Here is a 26,349-nt window from a genome sequence, read left to right as displayed (position 1 = left end):
GGCAAAACTATGGCAAACCAGCCGGGCCGCCTAAGCTTTTCCCACACGCTAATTGGATTGAAAACGCATCGTCTTGCCGTCAGGAAGAGTCGCTAACGCGCTATGCGCGGCGACGTGTTGATTTTTTCCCGGCCAGACCTTATCGCCAAAGTTAGCAATAATGCGGGTGCCGTCAGAAAACTGCGTTTCCTGTACCTGCCCCTCGGGCGTCAGCCAGCGAAAACCGGTGAGCGCCCGTTCGTACAAACGCTCATGCAGAGGGCGGAAGAAAGCATCGAGCCGCAACAAATAGGGAATCCGTTTGCTGGCGGTACCCAGGCTCATATTGAGCAGCGGAGGAACATTGTAGAGTTGCTGCAACAGTTCTGTCGTCACCCGCGTTTCTTTGAATTTCAGACTATCGACGGTCCAGTGGTGCGTCGTTATCACGCTGTCATGGAATGCCGCCTGGAACAGCGGCAAGCGCTTGGCCGGGTCGAAATACAAGGCTTGATAGAGCGGTTTGATTGAACTGGTTTTGAAGAAAAATCCTGGCTCATCGTGCGGGAACCATGCGCCCAGATAATAGGGAGAAGATTTGTCCTTGCGCATATCGGGGTCCTTCCAGCCAAATCCGGAAGTTTGCATGCCATGCGCAAAGGCGATGCTGGAATTGGCCACCGCTCCGCCGACTTCGGACCCGACGATAATTCCCTGAGTCTTGGCAATCCAGGCCATGGCGGCAATACGATTTTTGGCATCCTGCGCCTGCGAAGTGCGTTTGGCGGGATCATAGTCATCAAACACCATGCCGGTGCCATCGACGTCAATAAACCAGCTGTTGTAGTGACTTACCGCCTGAATTTCAGGAACGCGTTTTTCCATCAAGGGGCGAACACATGCCGGATTGGTGTACACCCCTTTTCCGCCAAAGCCGGTTTTGTGTTTGCCATTTGCCAGCACAATGCCGCAACGCTGGAACGCATCCGCTCCTAATTGCGCCGACAGCCAGCTTGGATTGTCATTCCCCTCGGGCAGTGCCGTGTCGTAGGAATCATAGGGGCCAATCAAATAGCCTGCCTTGCGTGCCTCCCGTATGCCTTCCGGACTGGCAAACCCGGCCGTCCATTGCGGTAGTCCTATCCATAGTTTGGATAAACCGGCCGCCTGCAATTGGTGGATCATTTTCCCGGAATTGGAATCGCCCCAGCTATCGGGGGGATTGAGCGCCGCACCTAATGTTTTCATTGCCAGTTGCTTGCGCTGCTCTATCTGCTTAGCCTCATTGCCCGGTACGAGCCGGGTCAGCGTTTGATTCAAGGCATTGACCAACATGTCCTGCAAATGCGGTTTGCTGCTCAGATCAGAGGCCTCCAGTGCTTTTTTTGCCGCATCGTGAATCCAGCCCTCGCCACCCGCGATCCAGTCGGGGGGAATCGCCTTTTGCAGCGCTGGCCAGTTTTTCACGTCTTGCGCAACAAAGAGCCGCTCGCCCCATACGTAAATATGACTGGCGCCGATGAGGCGCTCACCGTCTTTTGCCTGGGCCAATTTGGTTGTTAGCGGGACGAACTCCCCCCGCGCTTGCAGCCATTGCCGATATTGCTTGGCCGGAGCCAGCCAGTCCGGGCCGTTGAGTGCAATCTGCACTTCATACGGGCGCTTAGTATCGAGCTCGGTAAAACTGTGATTGACGGCAAAGCCAATCCCTTTCGCATCAGGCGTGAAGCTCAGGGAATTATTGAAGGGATTGGCGAACAGGACAGACAGCACCTGCTTACCGTAATCCATCCCGAGTACGGGCAAGCTCAGATCTTCGGTGGTGTTGATGCCGCTATAGTCGCCCGCTAATGCCGCGCGCCAGTCCTTGTCATTGGCCGGCACATAGTAGCCCTCGTGAATCGGCAGTATCAGCCCACGCGCGCCGGAGGGCGTCGCTGGCCATTGAATTTGTCCGGGGGTCGTGCGCGTGAATTGCACGCTCAGAATCGTATCCTTGAGTTGCGCCCGGACGACGGTGTCTGCGCCGAATTGCCAACTGGCGCTGGACGCCTCCTTCTTGAGCTGCCCGGTAGCTTCAGTTGCACCAGGAGAGGAAATGGGTAGTACTTCCCCGGAAGGCAATGTGGCGGAAGTCGCTAAGGTCGCCGGATCAATCTCAATTTTCCAGCCGGCATTGGTGAGCGTGATCGCTTGCGTCAGCGGCGCAAAAAGTAATAAACACAGCGGGACTAGCCGCAAGAATGGGATGCAAGGGATGCAAGGGATGCAAGGAATACGCATAGGAGGATCGTTACCCGGTGAGTTCAATCGTGGATTGGCCTGCATGGATAAGGAGGACAGCGCGCAGGACATGCACCGCCAGCTCCTTGTATAGGTAAGGCATATCCCTTATCCACGGCTATCGGCGCCAGACTTACATCTGGTAAGAAGATCGGGTCTGATCAACAGGCTCCCTGGGAGCAGACCGACATTGCGTCGGTCAGTCCGGCGTTTCTATCCTGGGAGTACTCACCGAGACATCGGCGCATTGCGCCCGGTGGCGTAAGGCGTGATCCATCAATACCAGCGCCAGCATCGCTTCGGCGATAGGCGTGGCGCGGATGCCGACGCAGGGGTCGTGACGGCCAAAAGTTTCCACGGCGACCGGCTGGCCGCTCTTGTCGATCGACTGGCGGGCGGTGCGGATGCTGGAAGTGGGCTTGATCGCTATCGAAGCGGTGATGTCCTGTCCGGTGGAAATGCCGCCCAGAATGCCGCCGGCGTTATTGCCGAGGAAGCCTTGCGGTGTGAGTTCGTCGCCGTGTTCGCTGCCCTTTTGCGCGACTGAGCGAAAACCCGCGCCGATTTCCACACCCTTTACCGCGTTGATGCCCATGAGCGCATAGGCGATGTCGGCATCAAGTTTGTCGTAAATCGGTTCGCCCAGTCCCAGCGGCACATTGTGCGCGACCACGTCGATGCGCGCGCCGCAGGAATCGCCGTCTTTGCGCAAGTCATCCATATAGGTTTCGAGCTGGTCGATGAGGCTGGCATTGGCCGCGAAAAACGGATTTTGCGCGACATGCTCCCAGGATTCGAACGGGATGACGATCTCGCCAAGCTGGCTCATATAGCCCCGGAAGGTGGTGCCGTACTGCTCGAACAGCCATTTTTTGGCAACCGCCGCCGCCGCCACGGCCGGCGCGGTCAGACGCGCCGAAGAACGACCGCCGCCACGCGGATCGCGGATACCGTATTTTTGCCAGTAGGTGTAATCGGCATGGCCGGGACGGAAGGTGTCGAGCAGGTTGCCGTAATCTTTACTGCGCTGATCCTGATTACGGATCAGCAGGGAAATGGGGGTGCCGGTAGTGCGGCCTTCATAGACGCCGGACAGGATTTCGACCGTATCCGGCTCCTGCCTCTGCGTGACGTGGCGCGAAGTGCCGGGACGACGCCGGTCCAGTTCGGGCTGGATATCGGATTCCGACAGCAGCATGCCGGGCGGGCAGCCATCGATGACGCAACCAATTGCGGGTCCGTGGGATTCGCCAAAGGTGGTGACGGTAAAGAGCGTGCCGAGAGTATTGCCGGACATAGGAGAAGGGGGCGAGAGACGGGAAGCCATGATTTTACCAGCCTCATGGGCAAACCCCGCCTCTGCACCTCATTGCAAGGGGTCGTTTGCCCTCAGCGGCGGTCGCCACGCAGCGCCAATACCTGCGCGTGCAGCGACTCCGGCGTGGCGTCGGCGGCGGCCAGCGGTGCGCCGACGGCCAGTTCCAGCTGGGAAAACGGGCCGCGCCGGAAACCGCGTTCCAGAAAATTTCCGCGGTGACGCGACCACATACCGCCCCATAGTCCGCGCAAAGCCAGCGGCACTACCGGCACCGGAGAACGCGCCAGTATCTTGGCTACCCCGCCCTTGAAGCCATTCATTTCACCGTCCAAGGTCAGCTTGCCTTCGGGAAAAATGCAGACCAGCTCCCCTTCATGCAAAGCCTGCGCAATATCGATATAGGCTTTTTCAGTCACCCACGGATCTTCGCTCCTGGGGGCGATAGGAATGGTGCGCGCCGTCCTGAACACCCAGGACAGCAGCGGGATCTTGAATATCCGATGATCCATCACGAAACGGATAGGCCGCGGACTGGTTGCCATGATGACGAGAGCGTCGATATAACTGACGTGATTGCACACCAGCAATGCCGCGCCGGAATGGGGAATACGCCAGCCATCGACAGTGCGCACCCGGTAAAACGTATGAATCAGCAGCCAGGCCAGAAAGCGAATCAGAAATTCCTGCGCCAGTGAAAAAATGTAAATCGCTACGACCACGTTAAGCAGTGCGGTAATCAGAAAAATCTGCGGAATCGTATAACCGGCGCGCAGCAGCAGCATCGCCAACAAGGCCGAAGCGACCATGAACAGGGAATTCATGATGTTGACGCCGGCAATCGTGCGCGACAGATGCGCCGGGTCGCAGCGCGTCTGGATCAGCGCGAACAGCGGCACGATGTACAGACCACCGAACAGACCGATCAGCAGACAATCGGCCAGAATGCGCCAGCTACCGTGCTGGACGACGAAACCGAGCAGACCGACCGTCTCCCGGTTGACGTAGGCCATGCTGGAAAAATACAGGTCGATGCCGAATACCGACAGACCGATCGCGCCGAACGGCACCAGTCCGATTTCCACCTTGCCGCCGGACAAGCGCTCGCACAGCAGAGAACCGGCACCGATGCCGATGGAAAATACGGCCAGCAGCAGCACGAATACGCTGTAGTCACCATGCAGATAGGTTTTGGCATAGACCGGAAATTGCGCCAGCATGGTCGCGCCGTAAAACCAGAACCAGGAATTGCCCAGCAGGGCCAGAAACACCACCCGGTTGCTGCGCGAAAAGCGGAAATTGCGCATCGTTTCCGTCAGCGGATTCCAGTTGATGCGCAAGGTCGGCGCCGGTGCCGGTGAAAGCGGTATGCGCAGGCTGACCAGCCAGCCCAGCAGCGCCAGAGCAATCGTGCTGACCACCACCATTTGCAGGCCCCAGACCGGATAGACCACCAGCACGGCACCGAGAATTTCACCCAGCAGGATACCGACGAAGGTCCCCATTTCGATGACGCCGTTGCCGCCGACGAGCTCCTCGCGCGTGAGTTGCTGCGGCAGGTAGGCGTACTTGACCGGGCCGAATAGCGTGGAATGCAATCCCATGCCGGCGACGGCCGCGACCAGCAGCCACAGATGGTGTCCCATCCAGCCGTAGGCAGCCAGCGCCATGATGGCGATTTCCAATAATTTGATGTAGCGCGTGAGCCGCGATTTTTCAAATTTATCGGCCAACTGCCCTGCCGTCGCGGAAAACAGGACGAAGGGCAAGATGAATAAACCGGGAATCAGGTTGGTCAGAAAACCGCTGTCGAGCGTGGTCCAGCTCAGCGCGTCGAAAGTCAGAATGGTCAGCAGCGCGGTCTTGAAGACATTGTCATTGAGCGCGCCCAGGAACTGGGTCCAGAAAAAAGGCCCGAAGCGGCGTTGCGACAGAAGTGCGAACTGATTCGGCGCGGGGGACTCGCCAGTGGGCGACGCTGGAGCGGATCGGGTCATAAGAGCAGTGAGGGTGAGGAGGGAATGGTGAGAGCGCACATTCTGCCATGCGCAAGGAGAAAAGTACGGCGGTGGATGCGCTAAGGAGTGGCATCCGGCCCGGGCAGCGCGGATAGTGGGGGAAATTCAGACGGGTACAACAGAAAACTGCCGGATAACTCACGGCCACCCCGGGAGGGGCGACCGCATCAATACGAACGCGACTTATATGCCTGACTAGGCAGTTTCGGTCTCGCCCGCAGGCCAGTCACGGATATAGGCCTTGAGCATCTTGTTTTCAAAACCCTGGGCATCGAGCACCGCCTTGGCGACATCGTAAAACGACATCACGCCCATCAGCACTTTGGCATCCATCACCGGCACATAGCGCGCGTGTTTTTCCAGCATGATGCGGCGCACTTCGTTGATATCGGTATCGGGGGTAATGGTAATGGGATGGTCGTCCATGTGCTTGCGTACGGTATTGCTGCCGACCGATCCCTTGTTCAAATGCAGGGTCAGCAGCACTTCGCGGAAGGTCAGCATGCCGACCAGCTCGCCGAATTCCATCACGACCAGCGAACCGATATCTTTTTCCGCCATGGTATCGACGGCATCTGCGATGGAGGTATCAGGCGTAACGGTGTAGAGAATGTTGCCTTTGGCTTTGAGAATTTCGGAAACTTTCATGATGCCATCCTGAAGTAAATGTGGATTACCGGGAGCATCCGGCGACGACCGTCTGCTGTGGAATGGCCCGGCCTGTGTTGTCCGGCGCCAGTGTGCTTGTCTCTTTTTATCTGTTTATTGGATATGGTGTCTGACTGTAGCCCAAGCGGAGCGAAAAATCCAGACGCAGGCAAAATCAGGCCGCATTCACACCGGATAGCCTGCGCTGCTCGTCGCCGCTGTCGCCGTCGACGCGTCTGCCGAGCCGGAAAAATACGTTGTCAGGGTTTGCCCCAAGGCATCTTCCACCGCCACCCCGACTTGCCGGATCAGTCGCCGGTCGCCCGATGCATGAGCGGCCGCATTAAAAACAAACAAGCGATATACATCGGCCAGCGTCAGTTGATCCGGATGGGCCAGTAGCATCCAGTACCCCATGCGATCAGCGGCATGCCGGTTCCAGCGCCCGCCATTGGCGTCGGGGCTAATCTCAGTGTTAATGGTGCCGACCCAACCGGCGGCAACCATTTTTCCCAGTAGCAAGCGGATTTCGGAATACCCGATGCGCGTCTTCCGGCGCAGCGTACGCGCATCGGCCAGCGCCGAGGTCCCCTTGCTACGCGCCTCGTGCAGCACGCGCAGCAGCGTCATTGCATCGACGAATTCACTGCCAGGACGCGGCACATGCCACCAGCGTTCATAACGGATGACGGGCAAAATCGCGGTCAGCAATGCACCCATCAGCGTAATGAGCCACAGCATGTAAATCCAGATCAGAAAAATCGGCAGCGCGGCAACCGCTCCGTAGATCATGGTGTAAGTCGGAAACTGGAGAACGTAGACAGCGAACAGGCGCTTGGCCCCTTCCACACAGATACCCGCCAGCAGCCCGCCCCACAGCGCATCGCGCCATTCGACTTGCTGATGGGGAACGGTACTGTAAAGCAAGGTGTACGCGGCGGTGGTCAGCAAAATCGACACCAGCGTATATAAACCAGCACCGCCCAGAGGCAGACTCGCCACCACCCCGTTGGTGGCGGCATACAAGTGCGACGTCACCGATACCGACAAGCCTATCAATAAAGGCCCGAGTGTAATGATGGCCCAGTACACCAATACCCGCCGCATCAGCGGCCGCGATTGTTTGACGCGCCAGATCTGGTTGAAGATGCGATCGATGGTCGCCATCGTCATATACGTGGTGAAAATCAGCGCCACGCCGCCCAGCGCCGACAGCCGCGCCGATTTCGAAGCGAACTGATTGAGATAACCAAGAATGGTGGACGCCATGCCCTGCGGGATGGAACTCTGCGCAAAATAGGCTTCCAGCGTGGCGCGGAACGTGCCGAACAGCGGGAACGCAGTGAACAAGGCCAAAGCAATTGTCAGGACCGGTACCAGCGACAGAATGGTCGTAAACGTCAGGCTGCCCGCCACTTGCGGCAGGCGGTCTTCATTCAAACGCTGGAGGATGAAGCGCGCAAACAATCTGGCCTTGGGCCAGGTCAGTCCATGCAAATGCGGTAAGCGGAAAAGCACCATCGGCAAGCCATCTCAACAAGGGGGTGATAAGGTCGGGGTGTAACAGGGTATAGCGGGGTATTCAAGGGCATTAGGCCGAAACAGCACCTTAGGTTTTTCCTATCGCATTCACCAGGCAAGCAACAAGCCTTCTATAATACCAAGATGATAAGTCCTTCTCCCATCACCATATTGATTTTGTATTATTCCCGGCATGGCGCCACGCGCAAACTGGCTGAATGCATCGCCCAGGGCGTGGAAAGCGTCGCCGGCTGCGATGCGCGACTGCGCACGGTACCGGCCGTCTCGACCGTGACCGAAGCGACCGCCGCAGAGGTGCCATCCGATGGCGCCCCTTATGTGGAAATGCAAGACCTCGAACAATGCGCCGGACTGGCGCTCGGTTCGCCGACCCGCTTCGGCAACATGGCCGCCGCCATGAAATATTTCTGGGATGGCAGCGCCGCACAATGGGTATCCGGCACATTGGCCGGCAAACCTGCCTGCGTGTTCACCTCTACCGGCAGTCTGCATGGCGGTCAGGAATCCACGCTACTAACCATGATGCTGCCGCTGCTGCACCATGGCATGCTGCTGCTAGGCGTGCCCTATACCGAACCGCGCCTGATGACTACCGCCAGCGGCGGCACACCCTACGGCGCGAGCCACTGGGCCGGTGCCGACGGCAAGCAGCCGTTCACCGAAGACAGCCGCACATTGGCCATCGCGCTCGGCCGTCGTCTGGCGGAAACCGCCCTCAAACTCCAGGAACAGCCATGAAGCGCACGTCTGCCGACCTTTACTATTACGGCGCGGCATCCAGCCTGATTACGCTGATCCTGCTCGGCGTGGCCTGGGAACTGGTGCTATCGCCCCTGCGTCCGGGCGGCTCCTGGCTGGTGCTCAAAGTGATCTTCTTGCTACTGCCCTTGCGCGGCGTACTCAAACGCGATCTTTATACGATGCAATGGTCGTCCATGCTGATCCTGCTCTTTTTTGCTGAAGGCATCGTCCGCGCCACCAGCGACCGCGTGGCTTTATCGATCCCGCTGGGCTGGACCGAAGTGGCGCTGACCTGCATCTACTTTTTCTGCGCCGTGATGTATCTGCGGCCGTATAAAAAAGTCGCCAAGGAAGTCGCGCGTCAGGCCATCCAGAAGGCGTCGCGCTAGCGGCCCCGGCGTATGCCTGTCATGCAAGAATTCCTCCAGGCATGTGCGGCAGCCATCGGCGCACAGTATGTACTGACCTCCCCCGCCGACATGGCCTCGTATCTGGCTGACCGACGCGGCCGTTTTACCGGCGCGGCGCTGGCCGTCGTGCGGCCCGGCAGTGCGGAAGAAACGGCCGCCATCGTCGCCCTGTGCCACCAGTTCCGCGTACCACTCGTGCCGCAAGGCGGCAATACCGGTCTGGTACTGGGCAGCGTGCCTGATACCAGCGGCACAGCCATCGTGCTGTCACTCATGCGCCTCAACCGCATCCGCGCCATCGACACCATCAACCACACCATGACAGTGGAAGCCGGCTGCATTCTGCAACATATTCAGCAAGCCGCCGCCGAGGCTGGCCTGCTCTTCCCGCTGGCGCTGGCAGCGCAGGGCAGTTGTACCATAGGCGGCAATCTGGCGACCAATGCCGGCGGCACCGGCGTGCTGCGCTATGGCAACACGCGCGAACTCTGTCTGGGCCTGGAAATCATTACCGCGCAAGGCACGCTCATCAGCAATTTGCGCGGCTTGCGCAAGGACAATACCGGCTACGATCTGCGTCACCTGTTCATCGGTGCCGAAGGTACGCTGGGCGTGATCAGTGCAGCAGTGCTGAAACTGTTTCCGCAACCGAAGGCGCAAGTCACGGCGCTGGTGGCGGTCGCTACACCGGAGGCAGCGTTGCAACTGCTGGGGCAAGCGCAGCAGGCCTGCGATGCCTCACTGACTGCCTTCGAGCTGATTTCCGACTATTGCCTGCAATTGGTCGAGCGCCATTTTCCTGCGCTGCACTCCCCATTCCAGACGCGCTATCCCTACTTGGTCCTGCTGGAAATTTCCGATAACGAATCAACAGAACATGCCAACGGTTTGCTGGAACAGGTGATCGGCGCAGCACTGGATCAGGGACTGGCGGCAGATGCCGCGATTGCCTCTTCCATCGCCCAATCCGCCGCGCTGTGGGCGCTGCGGGAACATATTTCCGACGCGCAGGCGCGCGAAGGAAAAAATATCAAGCACGACATCTCGATGCCGATCTCGTCGATTCCTGAGTTCATGCGCGACACTGATGCGTTGCTGCAACAACATTTCCCGGGCTGCGCCATGGTGACTTTCGGCCATCTGGGCGACGGCAACCTGCATTACAACGTGTCTCCCTCTGCCGACTTGCCCGGCGACGCCCTGCTCGACAGCCAGCCGCAAATCAACCGTATCGTCTATGACAGCGTCGACCGCTTTGGCGGGTCGATTTCCGCCGAACACGGCCTGGGCGCGCTCAAACGCGAGGAAATCCGGCGTTACAAACCGGCAGCCGAACTGCAACTGATGGCCACGATCAAGCAGGCGCTCGATCCATTGAATCTGATGAATCCGGGGAAAGTACTGTAAATTGCGTCGGCAGATGCTGTTTCTATTTTTTCCATTGTTTCTATTGCTTCTCCGCCTCTTTCCCTGGATCGTTCATGCCCACTTCACCGACTCCAGCCCCTCTCCGTCCCCGCAGCTTCTTGCCCGCGATGACCAGTCTTTTACTCTTTCTGACCGCTCACCCTGCGCTGGCTGGCGTGTCGCTGCTGCAAATTCCCAAACGCATCGACGCCACTGCGCCACTGACCCTCACCTTACTGATCAGTAACGATGGCGACGAGGACGTGTTGAAGATTCCTGCTAATTTAGTGATCGCTGTTTCGGGCGATATGATTCCGCCCATTCAGTTGCGCTTGCGTAAAGAAAAGGACGCGCCTGCCGAATTCAGGCTGCACCAAGGGGAATTCCGCAAAGTCAGTTTCAGTGGCGAGATTCCGCCGACGCTGCGCGGTGTGGTGCGCATCGAGCCTGTCGGCATGGACGCCGCGCCCATGTTGGCGTCTCTGGTACGCCCCAATCCAGCTTATGGACCGCTTCCCGCACCGGCACCCATCGACTTAGCGCTGCTGGATAATGCCGGCGATAAAGATGCCACCATCGCGACGAATTCATCCCCCTCCCCGGTCGGTAGCGCCACGACGACGGCCGATATGGACCTGAGTTATCTGCGGCGACTTTCCGCTCACGATCCCATGTATTTTGTCGGCGGCAGCAACGGTGGCCGCAATGCCAAATTCCAATTAAGTTTCAAGTACCGCTTATTTCAGCCAGATGATCCGCGCTCCAGAACACTCTTGGATAATCTTTACATCAGCTACACCCAGTTTTCGCTGTGGGATTTGCACAGCCAATCGGCTCCTTTCCGCGACACCAATTATCATCCCGCTGTGTTTTATGACCTGCCCGACCTCGGCGTTTCGTATGGCCCCCTCACCCGACTCAGTTTTCGCGCCGGGCTGGAACATGAATCGAACGGCCGCGACGGCGCTGATTCACGCAGCATGAATGATGCCTTTATCCAGCCTTCGATCACTTTCGGCAAACTCAACGATTACCACCTGACAGTGCAGCCTAAGCTGTATGCCTATGTCGGCCCCACATCCGACAATCCTGATATCGCCCAGTACCGCGGCCACATGGATTTGCGCATCCTGTTGCAACAACCGAACGGATTCGGTCTTGCCACGACCTTACGCAAGGGAAGTAAAAGCAGTACCGGCAGCATCGAGACCCAATTCACGTATCCCATGGCCGAGCTGATTCCGGGTACCGCTGGCTATCTGATGGCAAGTTATTTTTCTGGCTACGGCGAAAGTCTGCTGACCTATAACCAAAAGCAGACGTCGCAATTTCGCATCGGCTACGCTTTGTCGCGCTGACATTTTTGATGTGAAGTAGATAGGCCCAAGCAGGGAGGCAATGATGCCAAGGGGTCGTGAAACCAGAATCGGCTACACGCCCTACGCGCACGATTGACTGCACACGGAGGGCGGGTAAGGCTCTGCAATCAGGATGGAAATTGCGTCAGTCGATAGGCGTACGCATGGTGACGAATTCCTCTGCGGAAGTCGGATGAATCCCTATCGTGGCGTCGAACTGCGCCTTGGTCGCGCCGCACTGCAAGGCAACCGCAAAGCCCTGCACGATTTCTCCGGCGTCAGCACCCACCATGTGGACGCCAAGAACACGGTCGGTTTTCGCATCAACCAGCAATTTCATCAGTGTTTTTTCATCGCGGCCGCTCAGGGTGTGCCTGAGTGCCTTGAAACTCGACTTGAACACCCGGATATCATCAAAGCGTTCCCGGGCCTGCTGTTCCGTGAGGCCGACGGTAGCGATATTCGGATCGCTGAAGACCGCTGTCGGCACATTGTCATACGACATTTCACGCGCACTATCCGCGCCCTTTTTGAACAGGCGTGAGGCCACGACCATCCCCTCCGCCAGCGCCACAGGCGTCAGTGCGATACGGTCGATAACGTCGCCGATGGCATGAATCGACGGCACACTGGTCTGGAACTGATCGTCCACGATGACCGCGCCATTCGGCTTGAGCGTGACGCCTGCGGCTTCCAGACCCAGTCCATAGGTATTCGGCGCACGGCCCGTGGCCAGCAGCACGCAGTCGGCATCGAGGCTCGCGCCGCCGCTCAGTCGCACTTGTCGCACGGCGCATCCGGCGCTGTCTTGTTCGCCGGCATCGATGGCCTCGATACGGGTATCGAGCAAAACGCGCATGCCCTTCTTGCGCATTTCCTCGACCAGAAAAACACCCAGGTCAGCATCCATCGTGCGCAGCAATTGCGCCCCGCGATAAATCAGCGTGACCTCGCTACCCAGTCCGTTAAGAATGGACGCCAGCTCGACGGCGATATAACCGCCGCCATACACAACACTGCGCGCCGGCAAGGCATCAAGATGGAAAAATTCGTCGGAACTAATGGCGTACTCGCTGCCGGGAAATTCCGCAGCCGTTGGTTTGCCACCGGTGGCAATCAGGATATGCGCACTGGTCAATCGACGATCACCGACCAATACCGTATGCGCATCTTCGATGACAGCATGACCATCCAGAATGTCCACCCCCGACCCGTCCAGCAGACGGCGATAAACGCTATTGAGCCGGGCGATTTCCACGTCCTTGTTGGCAATCAGCGTAGCCCAATCGAAAACGGCCTTCTCTACCTGCCAGCCGAAGCCGCGCGCATCCTCGACTTCACCATGAAAATGCGCCGCGTACGCCATCAGTTTTTTGGGAATGCAGCCAACGTTGACGCAGGTACCGCCCAGATATTGCTGCTCCACAATACCGACTTTTGCACCGTATTGCGCCGCAAAGCGACTGGCGCGTACGCCACCGGAACCCGCGCCTATCGTCAATAAATCGTAATCGTATGTACTCATGAAATGAATCTCGCGCCTTGAATGTGTTGAAGCTGTTGAATGCCGGTACGTCTTGCCACACACTCTCACCCGGCTGGGGCAAAGAAGTCACGCTAATGATGGCAAAGACTGTTGCAGGCATCCTACGCGATAAACAGATTCAGCGCGGTTGGTTCAGAAATAAGCATCTGATGATTCAGTGAGGAGAAAGACCCCCGTCATCACCGGAAGCAGCTTTTCCCTAATCCACACACTGCACAGGAACCCCTGAGTAAGCGTGGCGAGCGCCGCAAGGTCAGGATAAGAAACGCAGTCGTACTTTGAGTACGACGAGCATCACACCCCTATGATTACGCCCGCAGCAGCATTCCCTCCGCACTGCACAGGAACCGCTGAGTAAGCGTAGCGAGCGCCGCAAGCTCAGGGTAAGAAGCGCAGTCGTACTCAAGTACGACGAGCATCGCAGCCCTGAGATTGCGTCGCGCAGTAGCTTAATCAGTGGTTCCTCAGCCGGGGGCGCGAGAGAGTACGAGCAACCAGCGGCGCAGCAGCAGAATCTGCAGATGTCCGGCTTCAACGCCGGCGCTGCATTCGATGAGCGGGTTGACACGATAGCGGCGCACATAGGTGTCGCGGCAAATGAACAATTCGCGCCGGCCAAGACGCATATAGAAAGTGGAAGGACTGGTTTGCAGACCGAAGCGAGTAGCCGAAGCGAGTTCGAATTGTGTCATGGCAGTAGTTCCTGTCGTTGTAAGAGTTTGTACTTTAGCACAAACACTGTACAAATAAACAGTGGTTTTTGTTTTTATTCCAGCACTGTGCCAAATCCCTACATGGAGGTAGCGGAACGGGCCGCCTGCTCATACAAGCCGGACAACTGCCGCAGGAAACGCGCCAGCTCGGCCAGTTCAAAGCTTTCGGTGCCGTCGCCGGACAAGCCGGACACCAGCACTTGCTCGCGGATTTCGAAATATTTTTTGCACAGGCTTTGCCCTGCGTCATTGGTGGAATACAAGACTTCCTTGCCTTTGCGCTCGGTGCTGACCAGTCCCAATCCGTGCAGTTTTTTCAGGGAATAATTGACTACATGCGTGTCTTCGATATTGAGGATGAACGCAATGTCGGCCAGCTTCTTTTCACGGGCGCGATGATTGATGTGATGCAAGACCAGAACGTCGGTAATCGTCATGTCTTTCACGCCAGCGGCCGCCATGCAGCGTACCGCCCAGCGATTGAAGGCATTGGTGGCAATGATCAGGCCGAATTCGAATTCACTCAGCTCCACGCTGCGGCCGGAGGCCAGATGCAGCGACGACACGATAGGCTGCTTGGGTTTGGGAGACTCGGGGGCGGCGACAGTGCTTTGTTTTTGGTCTTTGGGAACGGCCATGTGGCACTCCAGGCTAAATGGGTCGGTAGTCAATTGAGGGCTATTTTACTTCCACGCGACTATCGTGCAGTCAGGCTGGCGATTAGTCCGGGCGCAGGTTCACTATGCACTGACGAACCTGAACAGCGCCGCCGGCCAGATCAGCACGTCGAGCCACGTCTGTGTGGAGGAAACGCCCACTACAGGACAGATTAATTTCTTTTGTCGCTCACAAACATCCGTCCCGGCGCATGGGTAATGCACAGGGGAATCCGGCTCATTTCAGCGATATATTGCGGCGTTACTCCGCAGGCCCAGAAGACGGGTAATTCGTCGTCGAGTATCTCGACCGCATCGCCAAAATCGGGCAGCGCCAGATCCTCAATCCCGATGACCTGAGGGTGCCCGATATGCACCGGCGCGCCATGCACCTGCGGCAGTCTGGCCGTAATTTCCACCGCCCGCGCCACATCGCGACTCTTGATCGGCCGCATGCTGACTACGGCATTACCCTGAAAGCGACCTGCCGGCTGGCAAGGCATATTCGTCTTGTACATCGCGACATTGCGCTGCTGCTCGATATGGCGCAATCGGATGCCGCCGTCGGTGAGCGCGCTCTCAAATGAGAAGCTGCAACCGATGAGGAAGCTGACGAAATCGTTTTGCCATAAGTCGAGAATATCTGTCGGCTCTTGCGTCAGCACACCGTCGCGGTACACGCGATAACCGGGCAAATCGGTGCGGATATCGGCACCGGGAGCGCAAGACGGCATGAACTGGCCCGGCTCCAGCACCTCAACCAGTGGACAGGGCTTGGGGTTGCGCTGACAAAACAGCAGGAAATCGAAGGCGTATTCGCGCGGCACGATCATCAGATTGGCTTGCACATGGTCGTCCGCCAGTCCGCTGGTCGGCCCGGTCAGTTCACCGGAACGACACATGCCGCGAATGGCCGCTGCGCTTAAATTACTTGAATTGCGTGGAGATGCACTCATGTCACAAACCTCCCAGATAAGCTTTTTTAATATCGTCGTTATGCAGTAATTCCTGCCCCTGTCCTTGCATGACGATGCGGCCGGTCTGGATCACATAGCCGTAATGCGCAATGGCCAGCGCCTTATGCAGGTTTTGCTCTACCAGCAGAATCGACACGCCGCGCTGATTCACCTCTTGAATCGTGTCCATCACCTTGGTCACGAATTTGGGTGCAATGCCCCACGACGGCTCATCCAGCAACAGCATTTTTGGCTTGGCCATCAATCCGCGCGCAATCGCCAGCATCTGCTGCTCGCCGCCGCTCATGGTGCCGGCGAGCTGAGTTCTACGATCTTTCAGGATGGGGAAAATGTCGTACATTTCCTCCAGCGATTGCTGCACTTCGGCCGCATCGTGGCGCGTGTAAGCGCCGAGTTCCAGATTGCGCTGCACCGTCAGCCGGGCAAAAATGCGTCGCCCTTCCGGCACCAGCGACAAGCCCAGGCCGACACGGTCGTGCGCCGGAATCTGCTGAATTTCCTTGCCGTCGAAAGCCACCGTCCCGGCATCCGCCCGGTTCAGACCCGCCACGGCGCGCAAGGTGGTCGATTTGCCGTTGCCGTTGCCACCGACCAGCGCCACGATCTGTCCCGGCTTAACATCGATATCGACCTTGGAAAGCGCCAGCACGCCGTCATAGCTGACCCGCAAATTACGAATTTTTAACATTACTCATCCCCCAGGTAGGCGGCGATCACACGCGGATCGTTGGCCACCTCTTGCGGCGTGCCTTCCGCCAGCTTTTTGCCGTAATCGAGCACCACAATCGCATCGGCGATCGGCATGATGCCTTCCAATACATGCTCGACGATCAGACAAGCAATCCCCTGCTCGCGTATTTTCAACACGACCTCGACGGTTTCGCGCACTTCGGTCGGATTGAGACCGGCCATGACTTCATCCATCAGCAGCAATTTCGGCTTGACCGCCAGCGCACGGGCCACGGCCAGACGACGTTGTTCGCTGATCGTCATGCTGCCGGAGGGCTTGTCGCTAAAACGACCGAGGTTGACGAAATGCAGCAACTCCAGCGCCGCCTTGCGCGCTGCCGCTACCGAACGATTGGAGAGGAATGCGCCGACCATCACGTTTTCCAGCGCCGTCATGCTGGTGAAAGTGCGCGCCACCTGAAAAGTACGGGCAATGCCCGCCGCAGCGCATTGTTCGGGATTGAGGCCGGAGATTTTGCGGTCGCCCAGCCATACTGCGCCGCTGGTGGGCGGCGCATAACCGGCGATGCAATTGAACATGGTGGTCTTGCCCGCGCCATTAGGCCCGATCAGACCGACAATTTGCGCCGCGCCGACAGTAAAAGAAATATCCTGATTGGCCGTTACGCCGCCGAATTTTTTGGTGACGTTTTCTACGCGCAATAAACTCATTGGTTTTCTCCTGCTGCAGCTTGCAGCCGCACCGCCCTGCGTTTGGACAGCCATGCCCGCACCCAGCCGATCACGCCATTGGGGTAATACACGGCAATGACGATGATGATGGCGGCGTAAATAATCAGATCGGTGCCGCGCCCGGAACCGCCGAACAACATGCGGGTACCTTCTTCGATGGCAGTCAGAATTCCCGCGCCCAGCACCGGGCCGAACAGCGTCCCCAAGCCGCCGAGGATAGACACCAGCGCCATCTTGATCGACAGTCCGGTTCCAAATACTGAGGCAGGGTCGATATACAGTTCTTTTTGCGCGTACAGGCTGCCGCCCAGCGCGGTAAAGAAACTGCTGACCGCAAAGGCCATTTGCTTGTAGCGACTCAGACTGATGCCCAGACTGCGCGCCGCATCCGGCTCATCTTTAATGGCGCGGAAGTAATAACCGAGGAAACTTTTTTCGATCAGAAAATTGGCCAGCAGCGTCAGCAATAACAGTCCCAGAGCAATGTAGTAGTACGGCTCCTTGGAGGAAAAAATCATGACGCTCCAACCGTCCTTGTCCATAGGAATGGTCAGTCCGACTGCGGCACCGGCGAAATCCCAGTTGGTAAAAACGATCTGAATGATCTCGGCCACGGCGATAGTGGCCATCGCGAAATAATGGCCTTTGAGACGGAAGCAGGAGAAGCCGATCACCAGACTGAGTAATGCAGCAAGCACACCGCCGGCCAGCATCGCCAGCCAGGGATTGACCCCCAGCAGCGTGAACAGGATCGAGGAGGAATACGCGCCGATGCCGTAAAACGCCGCATTCCCCAGCGAGATCTGCCCGGCATAGCCGCCGACGATATTCCACGCCACACCCATCTGCGCCGCCATGAGAATCAGGATGGCCAGATTCTGGTGCGACGGATTGGTGACGAACAAGGGCAGCAGCAATGCGATCGCCAGCAGCGCAATCAATGCCAGTACGCTTTTACTGAAGACCTGCCGGCGCGGCGCTTCTGCGGCAGGCAGGAGGTTGGAATGCATGTTCATGGAAAACCTTTTACTAAGAACCGCTGATCAATTGGATTTACCACCGCAACTAAGCACTGGAAAAATTTACTGAGCCTTGCCCAGCAAACCCTGAGGGCGGAACATCAGCACACCCAGAAACAGCACCAGCACAATCGCCAGTTTGTATTGCGGTCCGAGCAGCAAGCCGCCCATGACTTCGATCACGCCGACCAGAATGCCGGCAATCAGCGCCCCGACCACGCTACCGAAGCCGCCGAGGTTAACCACCACAAAAGCAATCAGGATGAAATTGGCACCGACTTCAGGGAAGATAGGAAAGAAGGTCGATAGCAGCACACCGGCAACGCCGGCGCAGGCCGCACCCAGTCCCCAGGCCAGCGCAAACATTTTTTGCGAATCGATGCCCATCAGTTGCGCAGCTTCCTTATCGGCGGCCGTCGCTTCCAATGCCGCACCCAGCTTGGTTTTGGTGAGGAAAAAATAAATCGCGGCAGTGACGACCAGCGCGCCCACACCGGCAGTCAGTTGCGGCAAACCGAGATACAGCCCACCGAACGAGACGTGGCCGCTGACGAGCGAATTCTCGATGGTTCTGAAATCCGGCTTCCAGAAAAACTGCGCGATGCCGCGAAACAAAATCATCAGTCCGAAGGTCGTGAAAATTTGCGACACCATAGGCGCATCCGTGATTTTTCGGATGACTAACTTGTACAGAATGACACCCAGCGCAAACAAGAACAGAGCAGTGAGCGGCAAGGTAAATATAGGGTCCAGCGCATAAAGCGAAAACAGCCAGAAACTGGAGTACATACCGAACATCATAAATTCGCCATGCGAAAAATTGACGATATCCATGACGCCGAAAATCAGCGTCAGCCCGATGGCGACCAGGGCGTAAATCAGGCCAATCAACAGGCCGGAAATGAAAGTTTGCAAAAGAATATCGAAGGTCATGGTTTCCTCTTGAGGGTGGCGCGGCTGCCGCCGATGAATCCCACTGCATACGGGGGATTCACGTCGGCCAGCATCCTGCACCGTCTGCCTGCGGCAGACGGCTTGCTGCAACTCACTACAACTCACTCAGACCAAGGGACTATTTACGCTGATCCCATTTAGGCATAGGCCAGACCAGCTCTGTCGTTGCGACATCGAACGGCCATACGGTGTGGTAAGTGCCATTGATGATTTGCAGCAAAATCCCAGCGCCGTAGACGTTCTGACCATGGTCGTCGAATTTGACGCCCTTCCACGGCATGATCAGCTTGTTGCCGGGAATGTCGGTTTCTGCCAGCGCCTTGCGGATCGCTTCCGGTTCGGTGGAACCGGCGCGGTTGATCGCATCAGCCAGTGTCATCAGACCGGTAAAGGTGCGCGAGGAATTGCCGGTGAAATTGGCTTTGTAGCGGGCAAAGAACAAATCGTTGACCTGCTTGATCAGCGGATTCTTGCTGGCCAGATCGAGCGACCAGACATCGCGGGTAATGATGTAATCGGCATCCTTGCCCAAAGTCTTGACGAACTCGGTGTCGATGAAACCGGCGTCATTGGCCAATATCATGTCAGGCGTATATCCCAGTTCCTTATAGGTTTTCATCGCCAGAATGGCGTCGCCCAGATAGGACGATTGCATGATCACTTGTGGATTGGCGGCCTTCAGCAACTGCACTTCCGATGTCAGCTGCGTGCTTTTGGCGGGATAGACAATGGTCTTGGTCAGCTCATAGCCCTTTTCCTGCGACAGCTTGGTTTCCAGCTTGGTGGTTTCATTGCCCCACAAGGTGTTTTCATTGAAAGCAGCGAGGCGTTTGATCTTGATGCCTTTTTTGGCTTCCAGGTCCTTGAAGAATTCATAGAAATTGGAAACGAACAAATCATCGTGCGCGGTCGTGCGGAAGAACCATTTGAAGCCGCGTTGCGTGAGCGAAGCAGAGGACGATTCAGGATTCATGTACGGAATCTTGTAGCGTTCGGCGACCTGGCTGGTGGTCGCGGTGACGTTGCTGAAATAGCTGCCGACGATGGCGACCACTTTTTCTTGCGTGATCAGGCGTTCGGCTTCGGTCGCACCCACTTGCGGATTGCCTTGCGAATCGGCGAAAACCAGTTTGATCTTCGCGCCTTTCAGTCGGGGCAAACCGCCGCCGGCTGAAAATGGGAGGTTAGGAATGCCCTTGGCACCGTTATTGATAATGTCAGTTGCCAGTTCCAGCGCATTTTTCATTTCTGCGCCGCTGGAGGCTGCCGCACCGCTCAAGGGATAAATCACCCCAATTTTGACTTCCTGCTGCGCGTGCGCAGTCAGACAAATCGACATCACCACTCCGACTTGCAGCGTTTTCTTGTACAGTTGTTTAAGCATGGTGTGACACTCCTGTTGTTGTTCTGTTGTGGTTAATGATCCGACAGATACTCCCATCCATCTGCATTCATCCTGCGCCTCTCCATTATTGCCAGAGATATTTCACCGCTATTAATAGTTGCTGCCTTACTCTTACTTACCGGACAGTTCTTTTATGCGTCCTGCGCTGCCCGCAAAACCATTCCGACGGCAGACAGGATCGCACCGTTCTTCGTCTATTGCCATTCTTTCGTTGAGCAGAGGCGATAAGACCTCCGATCATTTGAAGTGCGCCATGCAGACCGCTTAATCGAAGGCGCAAGGAAGCCAAAAAAATCCCAGAAAAAATGATTTTTTTGATGCCGTTCCAAGAAAGAATAAAGAAGATCTCCTGCCGTATTTAGTTCAAATTTTTGTTGAATCCTATCTTTTGTGAATATACTATGTCAACAAATAATCATCGTTTCATCAAACAATTCATCGATATTTAGCAGATTAAAACATTAGCAATTCCTGTGCCACATTATCGGGAATAGATGATAAAACCACCGCGCTCCTATAGAAATTATTATTCCGGGCAGATTTAGGCTCCGACGGGCGCGGCAAATTGATCGACAGATACCAAGAGCTGCACGACTTGCGTGCAAGATGATAGGAATAGTGGTGCGATCGGTGACACCAGACGCACTTAAGCGCACCTGAGCGCACCTGAGCGCACCAAAACGAAAGGTCAACAACATGAACCAACCGCAACAGACATCCCACGGTGAAAAAGACAAACGCTGGCAATTCTGGATTGACCGGGGCGGCACCTTCACCGATATCGTGGCGCGCCACCCGGATGGTCATCTGCTGACGCATAAACTGCTCTCCGAAAACCCCGAGCAATACAAAGACGCCGCCGTCGCCGGCATCAAGTCCTTATTAGGGATTGCCCAGGATCAAGCCATCTCTCCCGATCTGGTGGAAGCCGTCAAAATGGGGACTACCGTGGCGACCAATGCCTTGCTGGAACGCAAGGGCGACCCCACCGTCCTGCTCATTACCAAGGGATTCCGCGACGCTTTGCGCATTGCCTATCAAAACCGGCCGCGCCTGTTTGACCGTCACCTGATCCTGCCTGAATTGCTGTATTCCAAAGTCATCGAAGTGACCGAGCGCGTCGGCGCGCGCGGCGACATCATCACGCCGCTCGATGAAGCCCACGTCAGAACCGAACTGAGCAAGCTCTACGACGAAGGCTTCCGCACCGTCGCCATCGTGCTCATGCACGGCTATCGCTTCACCGCGCACGAAGAAGCCGTAGCCAGAATTGCGCAGGAAATCGGCTTCCCGCAAATTTCCGTCTCGCATAAAGTCAGCCCTATGATGAAGCTGGTCTCGCGCGGCGACACCGCCGTGGTCGACGCCTACCTCTCCCCCATCCTGCGCCGCTATGTGGAACAAGTGTCCAGCCAGATGGACGGCGTGCAACTGCTGTTCATGCAAAGCAACGGCGGCCTGACCGACGCCCACCGCTTCCAGGGCAAAGACTCTATCCTGTCCGGCCCGGCCGGCGGCATCGTCGGCATGGTACGTACCGCGCAGACGGCGGGCTTCGACAAAATCATCGGCTTCGACATGGGCGGCACCTCTACCGATGTCTCGCATTACGCCGGTGAATTCGAACGCGAATTTGAAACCCAGGTCGCCGGTGTGCGCATGCGCGCGCCGATGATGAGTATCCATACCGTCGCCGCTGGCGGCGGCTCAATTCTGCATTTCGACGGCGCCCGTTACCGCGTCGGCCCGGACAGCGCCGGTGCCAATCCGGGGCCCACCAGCTACCGACGCGGCGGCGCACTGGCCGTGACCGACTGCAACGTCATGCTCGGGAAAATCCAGCCGCAACACTTCCCCTCCCTGTTCGGCCCGAACGCCGACCAGCCGCTGGACCGCGACGCCGTCGTCGCCAAGTTCACGCTGCTGGCGGAAGAAATATTCCAGGGCACCGGTAACCGACGCACACCAGAAGAAGTGGCAGAAGGCTTCATCGACATTGCCGTCGGCAACATGGCCAACGCCATCAAATTCATTTCGGTGCAGCGCGGCCACGATGTCAGCGACTACACCCTGACCACCTTCGGCGGCGCAGGCGGGCAGCATGCCTGTCTGGTCGCCGATGCTCTGGGCATGACACGCGTCTTTGCCCATCCTCTGGCGGGTGTCCTGTCGGCCTACGGCATGGGTCTGGCAGATCAGACTGCCATGCGGGAACAGGCCGTGGAAATCCAGTTATCGCCCGCCGCCGTAGAAACCCTGCAACAACAATTCATCACGCTGGCCGACGACGCCCGTAGCGATCTGCTGGCGCAAGGCGTGGCAGCCGCCCGGATTGATATCGTCCAGCGCGTCCACCTGCGCTACGACGGCACTGATTCCGTCATCGTCGTGCCGTTCGATACCCTGCCCGCGATGATCGGGCAATTCGAGAGCGCCTATCAGAAACGCTACTCCTTCCTGATGCACGACAAACCGATGATGGTCGAAGCCGTTTCGGTCGAAGCCATCGGCGTGTCGACCGACAAAAATGAAACCGTGGAAGTGCTGCCCGCACGCGACGGCGCATTGCCCTCGGCAGAATCGGTGCAACTGTTTTCGGCTGGAAAATGGCACACCACCGCGCTCTACAAACGTGAGGACATGCGTCCCGGCGACATCGTGCGCGGCCCTGCCATCATCGCGGAAAAGAATGCCACCAACATCGTCGAACCGGGCTGGATGGCCGAAGTGACCGAACTCAATCACTTGCTCCTGACCCGCTACGAAGTGCGCCAGCAACGCAAGGCCATGGGCACCACGGCCGATCCGGTCATGCTGGAAGTGTTTAACAATCTCTTCATGAGCATTGCGGAACAAATGGGCTTGCGACTGCAAAACACGGCCATTTCCGTCAACATCAAGGAAAGGCTGGACTTCTCCTGCGCCCTGTTCGATGCCGACGGTAACCTGATCGCCAACGCACCGCATATCCCAGTGCATCTGGGTTCAATGGGCGACAGCATCAAAACCATCATCCGCGACAATGCCGGCAAGATGACGCGCGGCGATGTGTTCATGCTCAACGATCCGTATCACGGCGGCACGCACTTGCCCGACATTACGGTCATTACGCCCGTCTTCGAGGCCAGCGGGCGCGACATCCTGTTCTACGTCGGCTCACGCGGCCACCACGCCGATATCGGCGGCATCACACCAGGATCAATGCCTGCCAACAGCACCACCGTGGAAGAAGAAGGCATTCTGATCAATAACTTCCAGCTAGTGCGCGGTGGTCGCTTCCTGGAAGCCGAAACGATTGCGCTCTTGTCCTCCGGCCCGTATCCGGCACGCAATATCCCGCACAATCTGGCCGATTTGCAGGCGCAGATTGCGGCTAACCAAAAGGGCGTGGAAGAGCTGCTGAAAATGGTCGCGCATTATGGTCTGGACGTGGTGCAAGCCTACATGGGCCATGTGCAGGACAACGCCGAAGAAGCCGTGCGCCGCGTCATCAGCACGCTCAAGGATTGCCATTACGAATACAAGCTGGATAACGGCGCAGTGATTCAGGTTGCCCTGCGCATCGACCACGCAGCGCGAACCGCCGACATCGACTTCACCGGTACCTCGCCGCAACTGAGCAATAACTTCAACGCCCCCAGCGCCATTTGCATGGCCGCAGTGCTGTATGTATTCCGCACGCTGGTGGACGATGAAATCCCGCTCAATGCTGGCTGCCTGAAACCGCTTAACGTCATCATTCCTCCCGGTTCCATGCTCAATCCGCACTACCCGGCAGCGGTAGTTTCCGGCAATGTGGAAACCTCCAGCTGCATCACCAACGCCTTGTATGGCGCGCTGGGTGTGCTGGCGTCGGCGCCGGGCACGATGAACAATTTCACGTTCGGCAACAAGCAGTATCAATATTACGAAACCATTTCCGGCGGTTCCGGCGCAGGACGCGGATTCGACGGCACCGACGTCGTGCAGACGCACATGACCAACTCGCGCCTGACCGATCCTGAAATACTGGAATGGCGTTACCCGGTTCGGCTGGAAAGTTACGAAATCCGTCCCGGCTCAGGTGGCGCAGGACAATGGCACGGCGGCAACGGCGGCATCCGCAAAGTTCGCTTCCTGGAAAAAATGACGGCGTCGATTTTGTCCAACAACCGCATCATTCCACCGTTCGGCATGGACGGCGGCGCGCCCGGCCAGTGCGGCAAAAACTATGTGCTGCGCAATGATGGCAGCGAAGAAGCTGTCAGCTTTGTCGCCAGCACCGAGATGGAAGCCGGCGACATCTTCGTCATTGAAACCCCGGGTGGCGGCGGGTTTGGCACAGCGTCCTAGTCCGAGCGACGGAGGCGGATAAGTCGCGGTACTGAATCGCTTCAGCAACTTCGGGAACGTCCGTAACGTCCCTAAGGAAGAAAAAGCGGCTCAGTACCTGTTCTCGATTTTGACTGGATACATTTTTTCTCTCGGCCAGAAGGGACGGTCGATGTCCGCATCTTTTTTGACTTGCTCCGCGCTGGGTGGCGTGACGAGAATGAATGTCGCGCCATCATTGCGGCGCAGGTTGGCGATTAAAGTCGCCCCGCCCGATTGCATGGCTGCCATGCTGGCTAACGCGACCGCAACGAAGGGGCTGCCCGCGCCGGTATCGCCCAGAATTTGCGCCAGATCGAAGGATTTTTTGCGGTCGAATAAATCGAATTCTTCATCGATGTTGTGCACGCTTTGCACGAAGGGCAGATAGCGCGTGTAGCTGGTGCGGTCTTCCCAGACGCTGCCGTAATCGTAAAAGATACGGGCGGGCATTTTGCCGCCGAGCGGAGCCAGCGCGGTGCGCAAGGCGACTTCGGTGCGGCTTTGTCGTTCTGCGGCTTTGACCGGTTTGCGATGTTCGTCCAGATAGGAAATCACCTGTGGCCGGTGTAAGGTGCCGCGGTTTTCCAGATGGTCGAACTGGTCGATCTGAAACTCCGTCCACGGTGCATCGATGAATTTTGTCGGCACAAAAGCTTGTGGTGGCGTACGTTTCCAACCGGCGAATTCTGACCAGTTGCGGGCGGGAGTATCGCCTTTGCTGAAGATTTTTACCACCATCGTATCTTTAACCAGCGGCGCAAAAGAGCGCAGCCAGTCGATGCGGCCGCGCCGGACCAGGGTGAGGAACGTAAAGCTGTCACTATAGATGCGGGCTTGCTTGGGGTGATAGGCGACATCAACACTTTCCTCGAATTGTGGTGTTTTAAGCGGAAACTCGGTCGCACGCTGAAGCACACCGTCTTTGGCAGCGATCGCCATTGCGGGTAAGTCGCGATAGTGATCGAAGGTTTTAAATACCGTGTTGAACAATTTGTCGGGGTTGTCGTGTAGATAGGAATTGATGACTTGCCCGCTTTGAAACAGCAGTCCATCAAATGCGCCCCGAGCTTTGTAGGATTCGTTGTATTTTGTAACAAGGAAGCTACCCGCATTCGAATCTCGCCGCGCTTCGATTCTTTCCGGTTTGTTGGCATCATGCGTAGTTGCCCCCACTACGGAAATAGGCAGAGGATAACGATCCATGAATTCGCGCATGGCCGCCTCCACGGTATCTTCTCTGCGCTTCGACCCCATCATTTGTAAGGCACGGAGATCTTTAGGGTATTGCAATGGATCTTGCGAAATGATGTAGCGTCCGTTGCTTTCTTCAACGGCTGTCCACAAATTGTTCTTGGGATAATTAGGATGGTTGCGCCACGTTTCCAGGCTGACGCCGACGCCGACGATTTCGAGAGAGTCGATGGGAGGATGTTCATTTTCGGTAGTCGGTGTCATGGGGAAATCAATATCGTCATTGGTGAGGGAAATGGGCTGGGTGTGCGCCAGGGACGTCAGTAATGCACTTGCCAGAAAAATACAGAGCTGACGACGATGTAGAAGAAGTTTTTTCATTTGTTTGATTTTGAGTAGAAGTCGATAGTGG

The 26,349-nt window shown here is 57.1% G+C and carries 20 protein-coding genes; 5 read left to right on the top strand and 15 right to left on the bottom strand.

The window, feature by feature from the left end:
* Positions 1-48: 48 nt before the first annotated feature.
* The 5 genes from RGU70_RS06830 to RGU70_RS06810 all read right to left on the bottom strand — a co-directional run bounded on the left by RGU70_RS06830 (position 49) and on the right by RGU70_RS06810 (position 7,764).
* Positions 49-2,334 (bottom strand): glycoside hydrolase, encoded by a 2,286-nt coding sequence (locus RGU70_RS06830; RefSeq protein WP_322208642.1) that lies wholly within the window; start codon positions 2,332-2,334, stop codon positions 49-51.
* A gap of 127 nt (positions 2,335-2,461) precedes the next feature.
* Positions 2,462-3,559 (bottom strand): chorismate synthase, encoded by a 1,098-nt coding sequence (gene aroC, locus RGU70_RS06825; protein WP_322210727.1) that lies wholly within the window; start codon positions 3,557-3,559, stop codon positions 2,462-2,464.
* Positions 3,560-3,651: 92 nt separating this feature from the next.
* Positions 3,652-5,574, bottom strand: coding sequence for an MFS transporter (locus RGU70_RS06820; RefSeq protein WP_322208641.1), 1,923 nt, complete (start codon positions 5,572-5,574; stop codon positions 3,652-3,654).
* A 216-nt stretch (positions 5,575-5,790) separates the two neighbouring features.
* The gene (locus RGU70_RS06815) at positions 5,791-6,243 is read right to left on the bottom strand and encodes a CBS domain-containing protein (RefSeq protein ID WP_322208640.1); all 453 of its coding nucleotides are present in this window, start codon (positions 6,241-6,243) and stop codon (positions 5,791-5,793) included.
* A gap of 186 nt (positions 6,244-6,429) precedes the next feature.
* Entirely contained in the window at positions 6,430-7,764 is a 1,335-nt protein-coding gene (locus RGU70_RS06810; RefSeq protein WP_322208639.1) for a YihY family inner membrane protein, read from the bottom strand.
* A gap of 144 nt (positions 7,765-7,908) precedes the next feature.
* On the opposite strand from RGU70_RS06810, the gene wrbA reads away from it, so the two are divergent.
* The 4 genes from wrbA (at position 7,909) to RGU70_RS06790 (ending at position 11,701) form a co-directional block, all read left to right on the top strand.
* Complete coding sequence (gene wrbA / locus RGU70_RS06805) at positions 7,909-8,523, top strand: NAD(P)H:quinone oxidoreductase (RefSeq protein ID WP_322208638.1); 615 nt, start codon at positions 7,909-7,911, stop codon at positions 8,521-8,523.
* On the top strand, positions 8,520-8,915 hold the full coding sequence (locus RGU70_RS06800; protein WP_322208637.1) for a DUF2069 domain-containing protein: 396 nt from the start codon (positions 8,520-8,522) through the stop codon (positions 8,913-8,915). The genes wrbA and RGU70_RS06800 overlap by 4 nt, the downstream gene beginning before the upstream one ends.
* Positions 8,916-8,936: 21 nt before the next feature.
* Complete coding sequence (locus RGU70_RS06795; RefSeq protein WP_322208636.1) at positions 8,937-10,343, top strand: FAD-binding oxidoreductase; 1,407 nt, start codon at positions 8,937-8,939, stop codon at positions 10,341-10,343.
* Positions 10,344-10,471: 128 nt separating this feature from the next.
* Positions 10,472-11,701, top strand: a complete 1,230-nt coding sequence (locus RGU70_RS06790) for a phospholipase A (RefSeq protein WP_322208635.1) — start codon at positions 10,472-10,474, stop codon at positions 11,699-11,701.
* A gap of 145 nt (positions 11,702-11,846) precedes the next feature.
* Here RGU70_RS06790 and gorA read toward each other — a convergent pair whose 3' ends face one another.
* From gorA to RGU70_RS06745, 9 genes are all read right to left on the bottom strand, one after another.
* Entirely contained in the window at positions 11,847-13,226 is a 1,380-nt protein-coding gene (gorA, locus tag RGU70_RS06785) for a glutathione-disulfide reductase (RefSeq protein WP_322208634.1), read from the bottom strand.
* Between the two features lie 485 nt (positions 13,227-13,711).
* Positions 13,712-13,939 carry a hypothetical protein gene (locus tag RGU70_RS06780; RefSeq protein ID WP_322208633.1) on the bottom strand — a complete coding sequence of 76 codons (228 nt, stop codon included), beginning with the start codon at positions 13,937-13,939 and terminating at the stop codon, positions 13,712-13,714.
* A 98-nt stretch (positions 13,940-14,037) separates the two neighbouring features.
* Positions 14,038-14,598 carry a winged helix DNA-binding protein gene (locus RGU70_RS06775; RefSeq protein ID WP_322208632.1) on the bottom strand — a complete coding sequence of 187 codons (561 nt, stop codon included), beginning with the start codon at positions 14,596-14,598 and terminating at the stop codon, positions 14,038-14,040.
* 191 nt (positions 14,599-14,789) lie between these two features.
* Entirely contained in the window at positions 14,790-15,572 is a 783-nt protein-coding gene (locus RGU70_RS06770) for a putative hydro-lyase (protein WP_322208631.1), read from the bottom strand.
* A 1-nt stretch (position 15,573) separates the two neighbouring features.
* Positions 15,574-16,281, bottom strand: a complete 708-nt coding sequence (locus RGU70_RS06765) for an ABC transporter ATP-binding protein (protein ID WP_322208630.1) — start codon at positions 16,279-16,281, stop codon at positions 15,574-15,576.
* On the bottom strand, positions 16,281-16,994 hold the full coding sequence (locus RGU70_RS06760) for an ABC transporter ATP-binding protein (protein WP_322208629.1): 714 nt from the start codon (positions 16,992-16,994) through the stop codon (positions 16,281-16,283). Before RGU70_RS06760 ends, RGU70_RS06765 begins: the two co-directional genes overlap by 1 nt.
* Positions 16,991-18,031, bottom strand: a complete 1,041-nt coding sequence (locus RGU70_RS06755) for a branched-chain amino acid ABC transporter permease (RefSeq protein WP_322208628.1) — start codon at positions 18,029-18,031, stop codon at positions 16,991-16,993. The genes RGU70_RS06760 and RGU70_RS06755 overlap by 4 nt, the downstream gene beginning before the upstream one ends.
* Positions 18,032-18,097: 66 nt before the next feature.
* On the bottom strand, positions 18,098-18,967 hold the full coding sequence (locus RGU70_RS06750; RefSeq protein ID WP_322208627.1) for a branched-chain amino acid ABC transporter permease: 870 nt from the start codon (positions 18,965-18,967) through the stop codon (positions 18,098-18,100).
* Between the two features lie 139 nt (positions 18,968-19,106).
* Positions 19,107-20,372 carry an ABC transporter substrate-binding protein gene (locus tag RGU70_RS06745; RefSeq protein WP_416186486.1) on the bottom strand — a complete coding sequence of 422 codons (1,266 nt, stop codon included), beginning with the start codon at positions 20,370-20,372 and terminating at the stop codon, positions 19,107-19,109.
* A 717-nt stretch (positions 20,373-21,089) separates the two neighbouring features.
* Here RGU70_RS06745 and RGU70_RS06740 point away from each other — a divergent pair.
* A complete protein-coding gene (locus RGU70_RS06740; RefSeq protein ID WP_322208626.1) occupies positions 21,090-24,725 on the top strand; it encodes a hydantoinase B/oxoprolinase family protein in 3,636 nt (1,211 codons plus the stop codon).
* A gap of 90 nt (positions 24,726-24,815) precedes the next feature.
* Here RGU70_RS06740 and RGU70_RS06735 read toward each other — a convergent pair whose 3' ends face one another.
* Positions 24,816-26,318: a type VI lipase adapter Tla3 domain-containing protein gene (locus RGU70_RS06735; protein WP_322208625.1), complete on the bottom strand. Its 1,503-nt coding sequence runs from the start codon at positions 26,316-26,318 to the stop codon at positions 24,816-24,818.
* Between the last annotated feature and the right edge of the window lie 31 nt (positions 26,319-26,349).

The organism is Herbaspirillum sp. RTI4 (assembly GCF_034313965.1).
Taxonomy (GTDB): Bacteria; Pseudomonadota; Gammaproteobacteria; order Burkholderiales; family Burkholderiaceae_D; genus Herbaspirillum.
The sequence above is the reverse complement of the archived record's forward strand: the minus strand, read 5'-3'. Positions and strand labels throughout refer to the sequence as shown.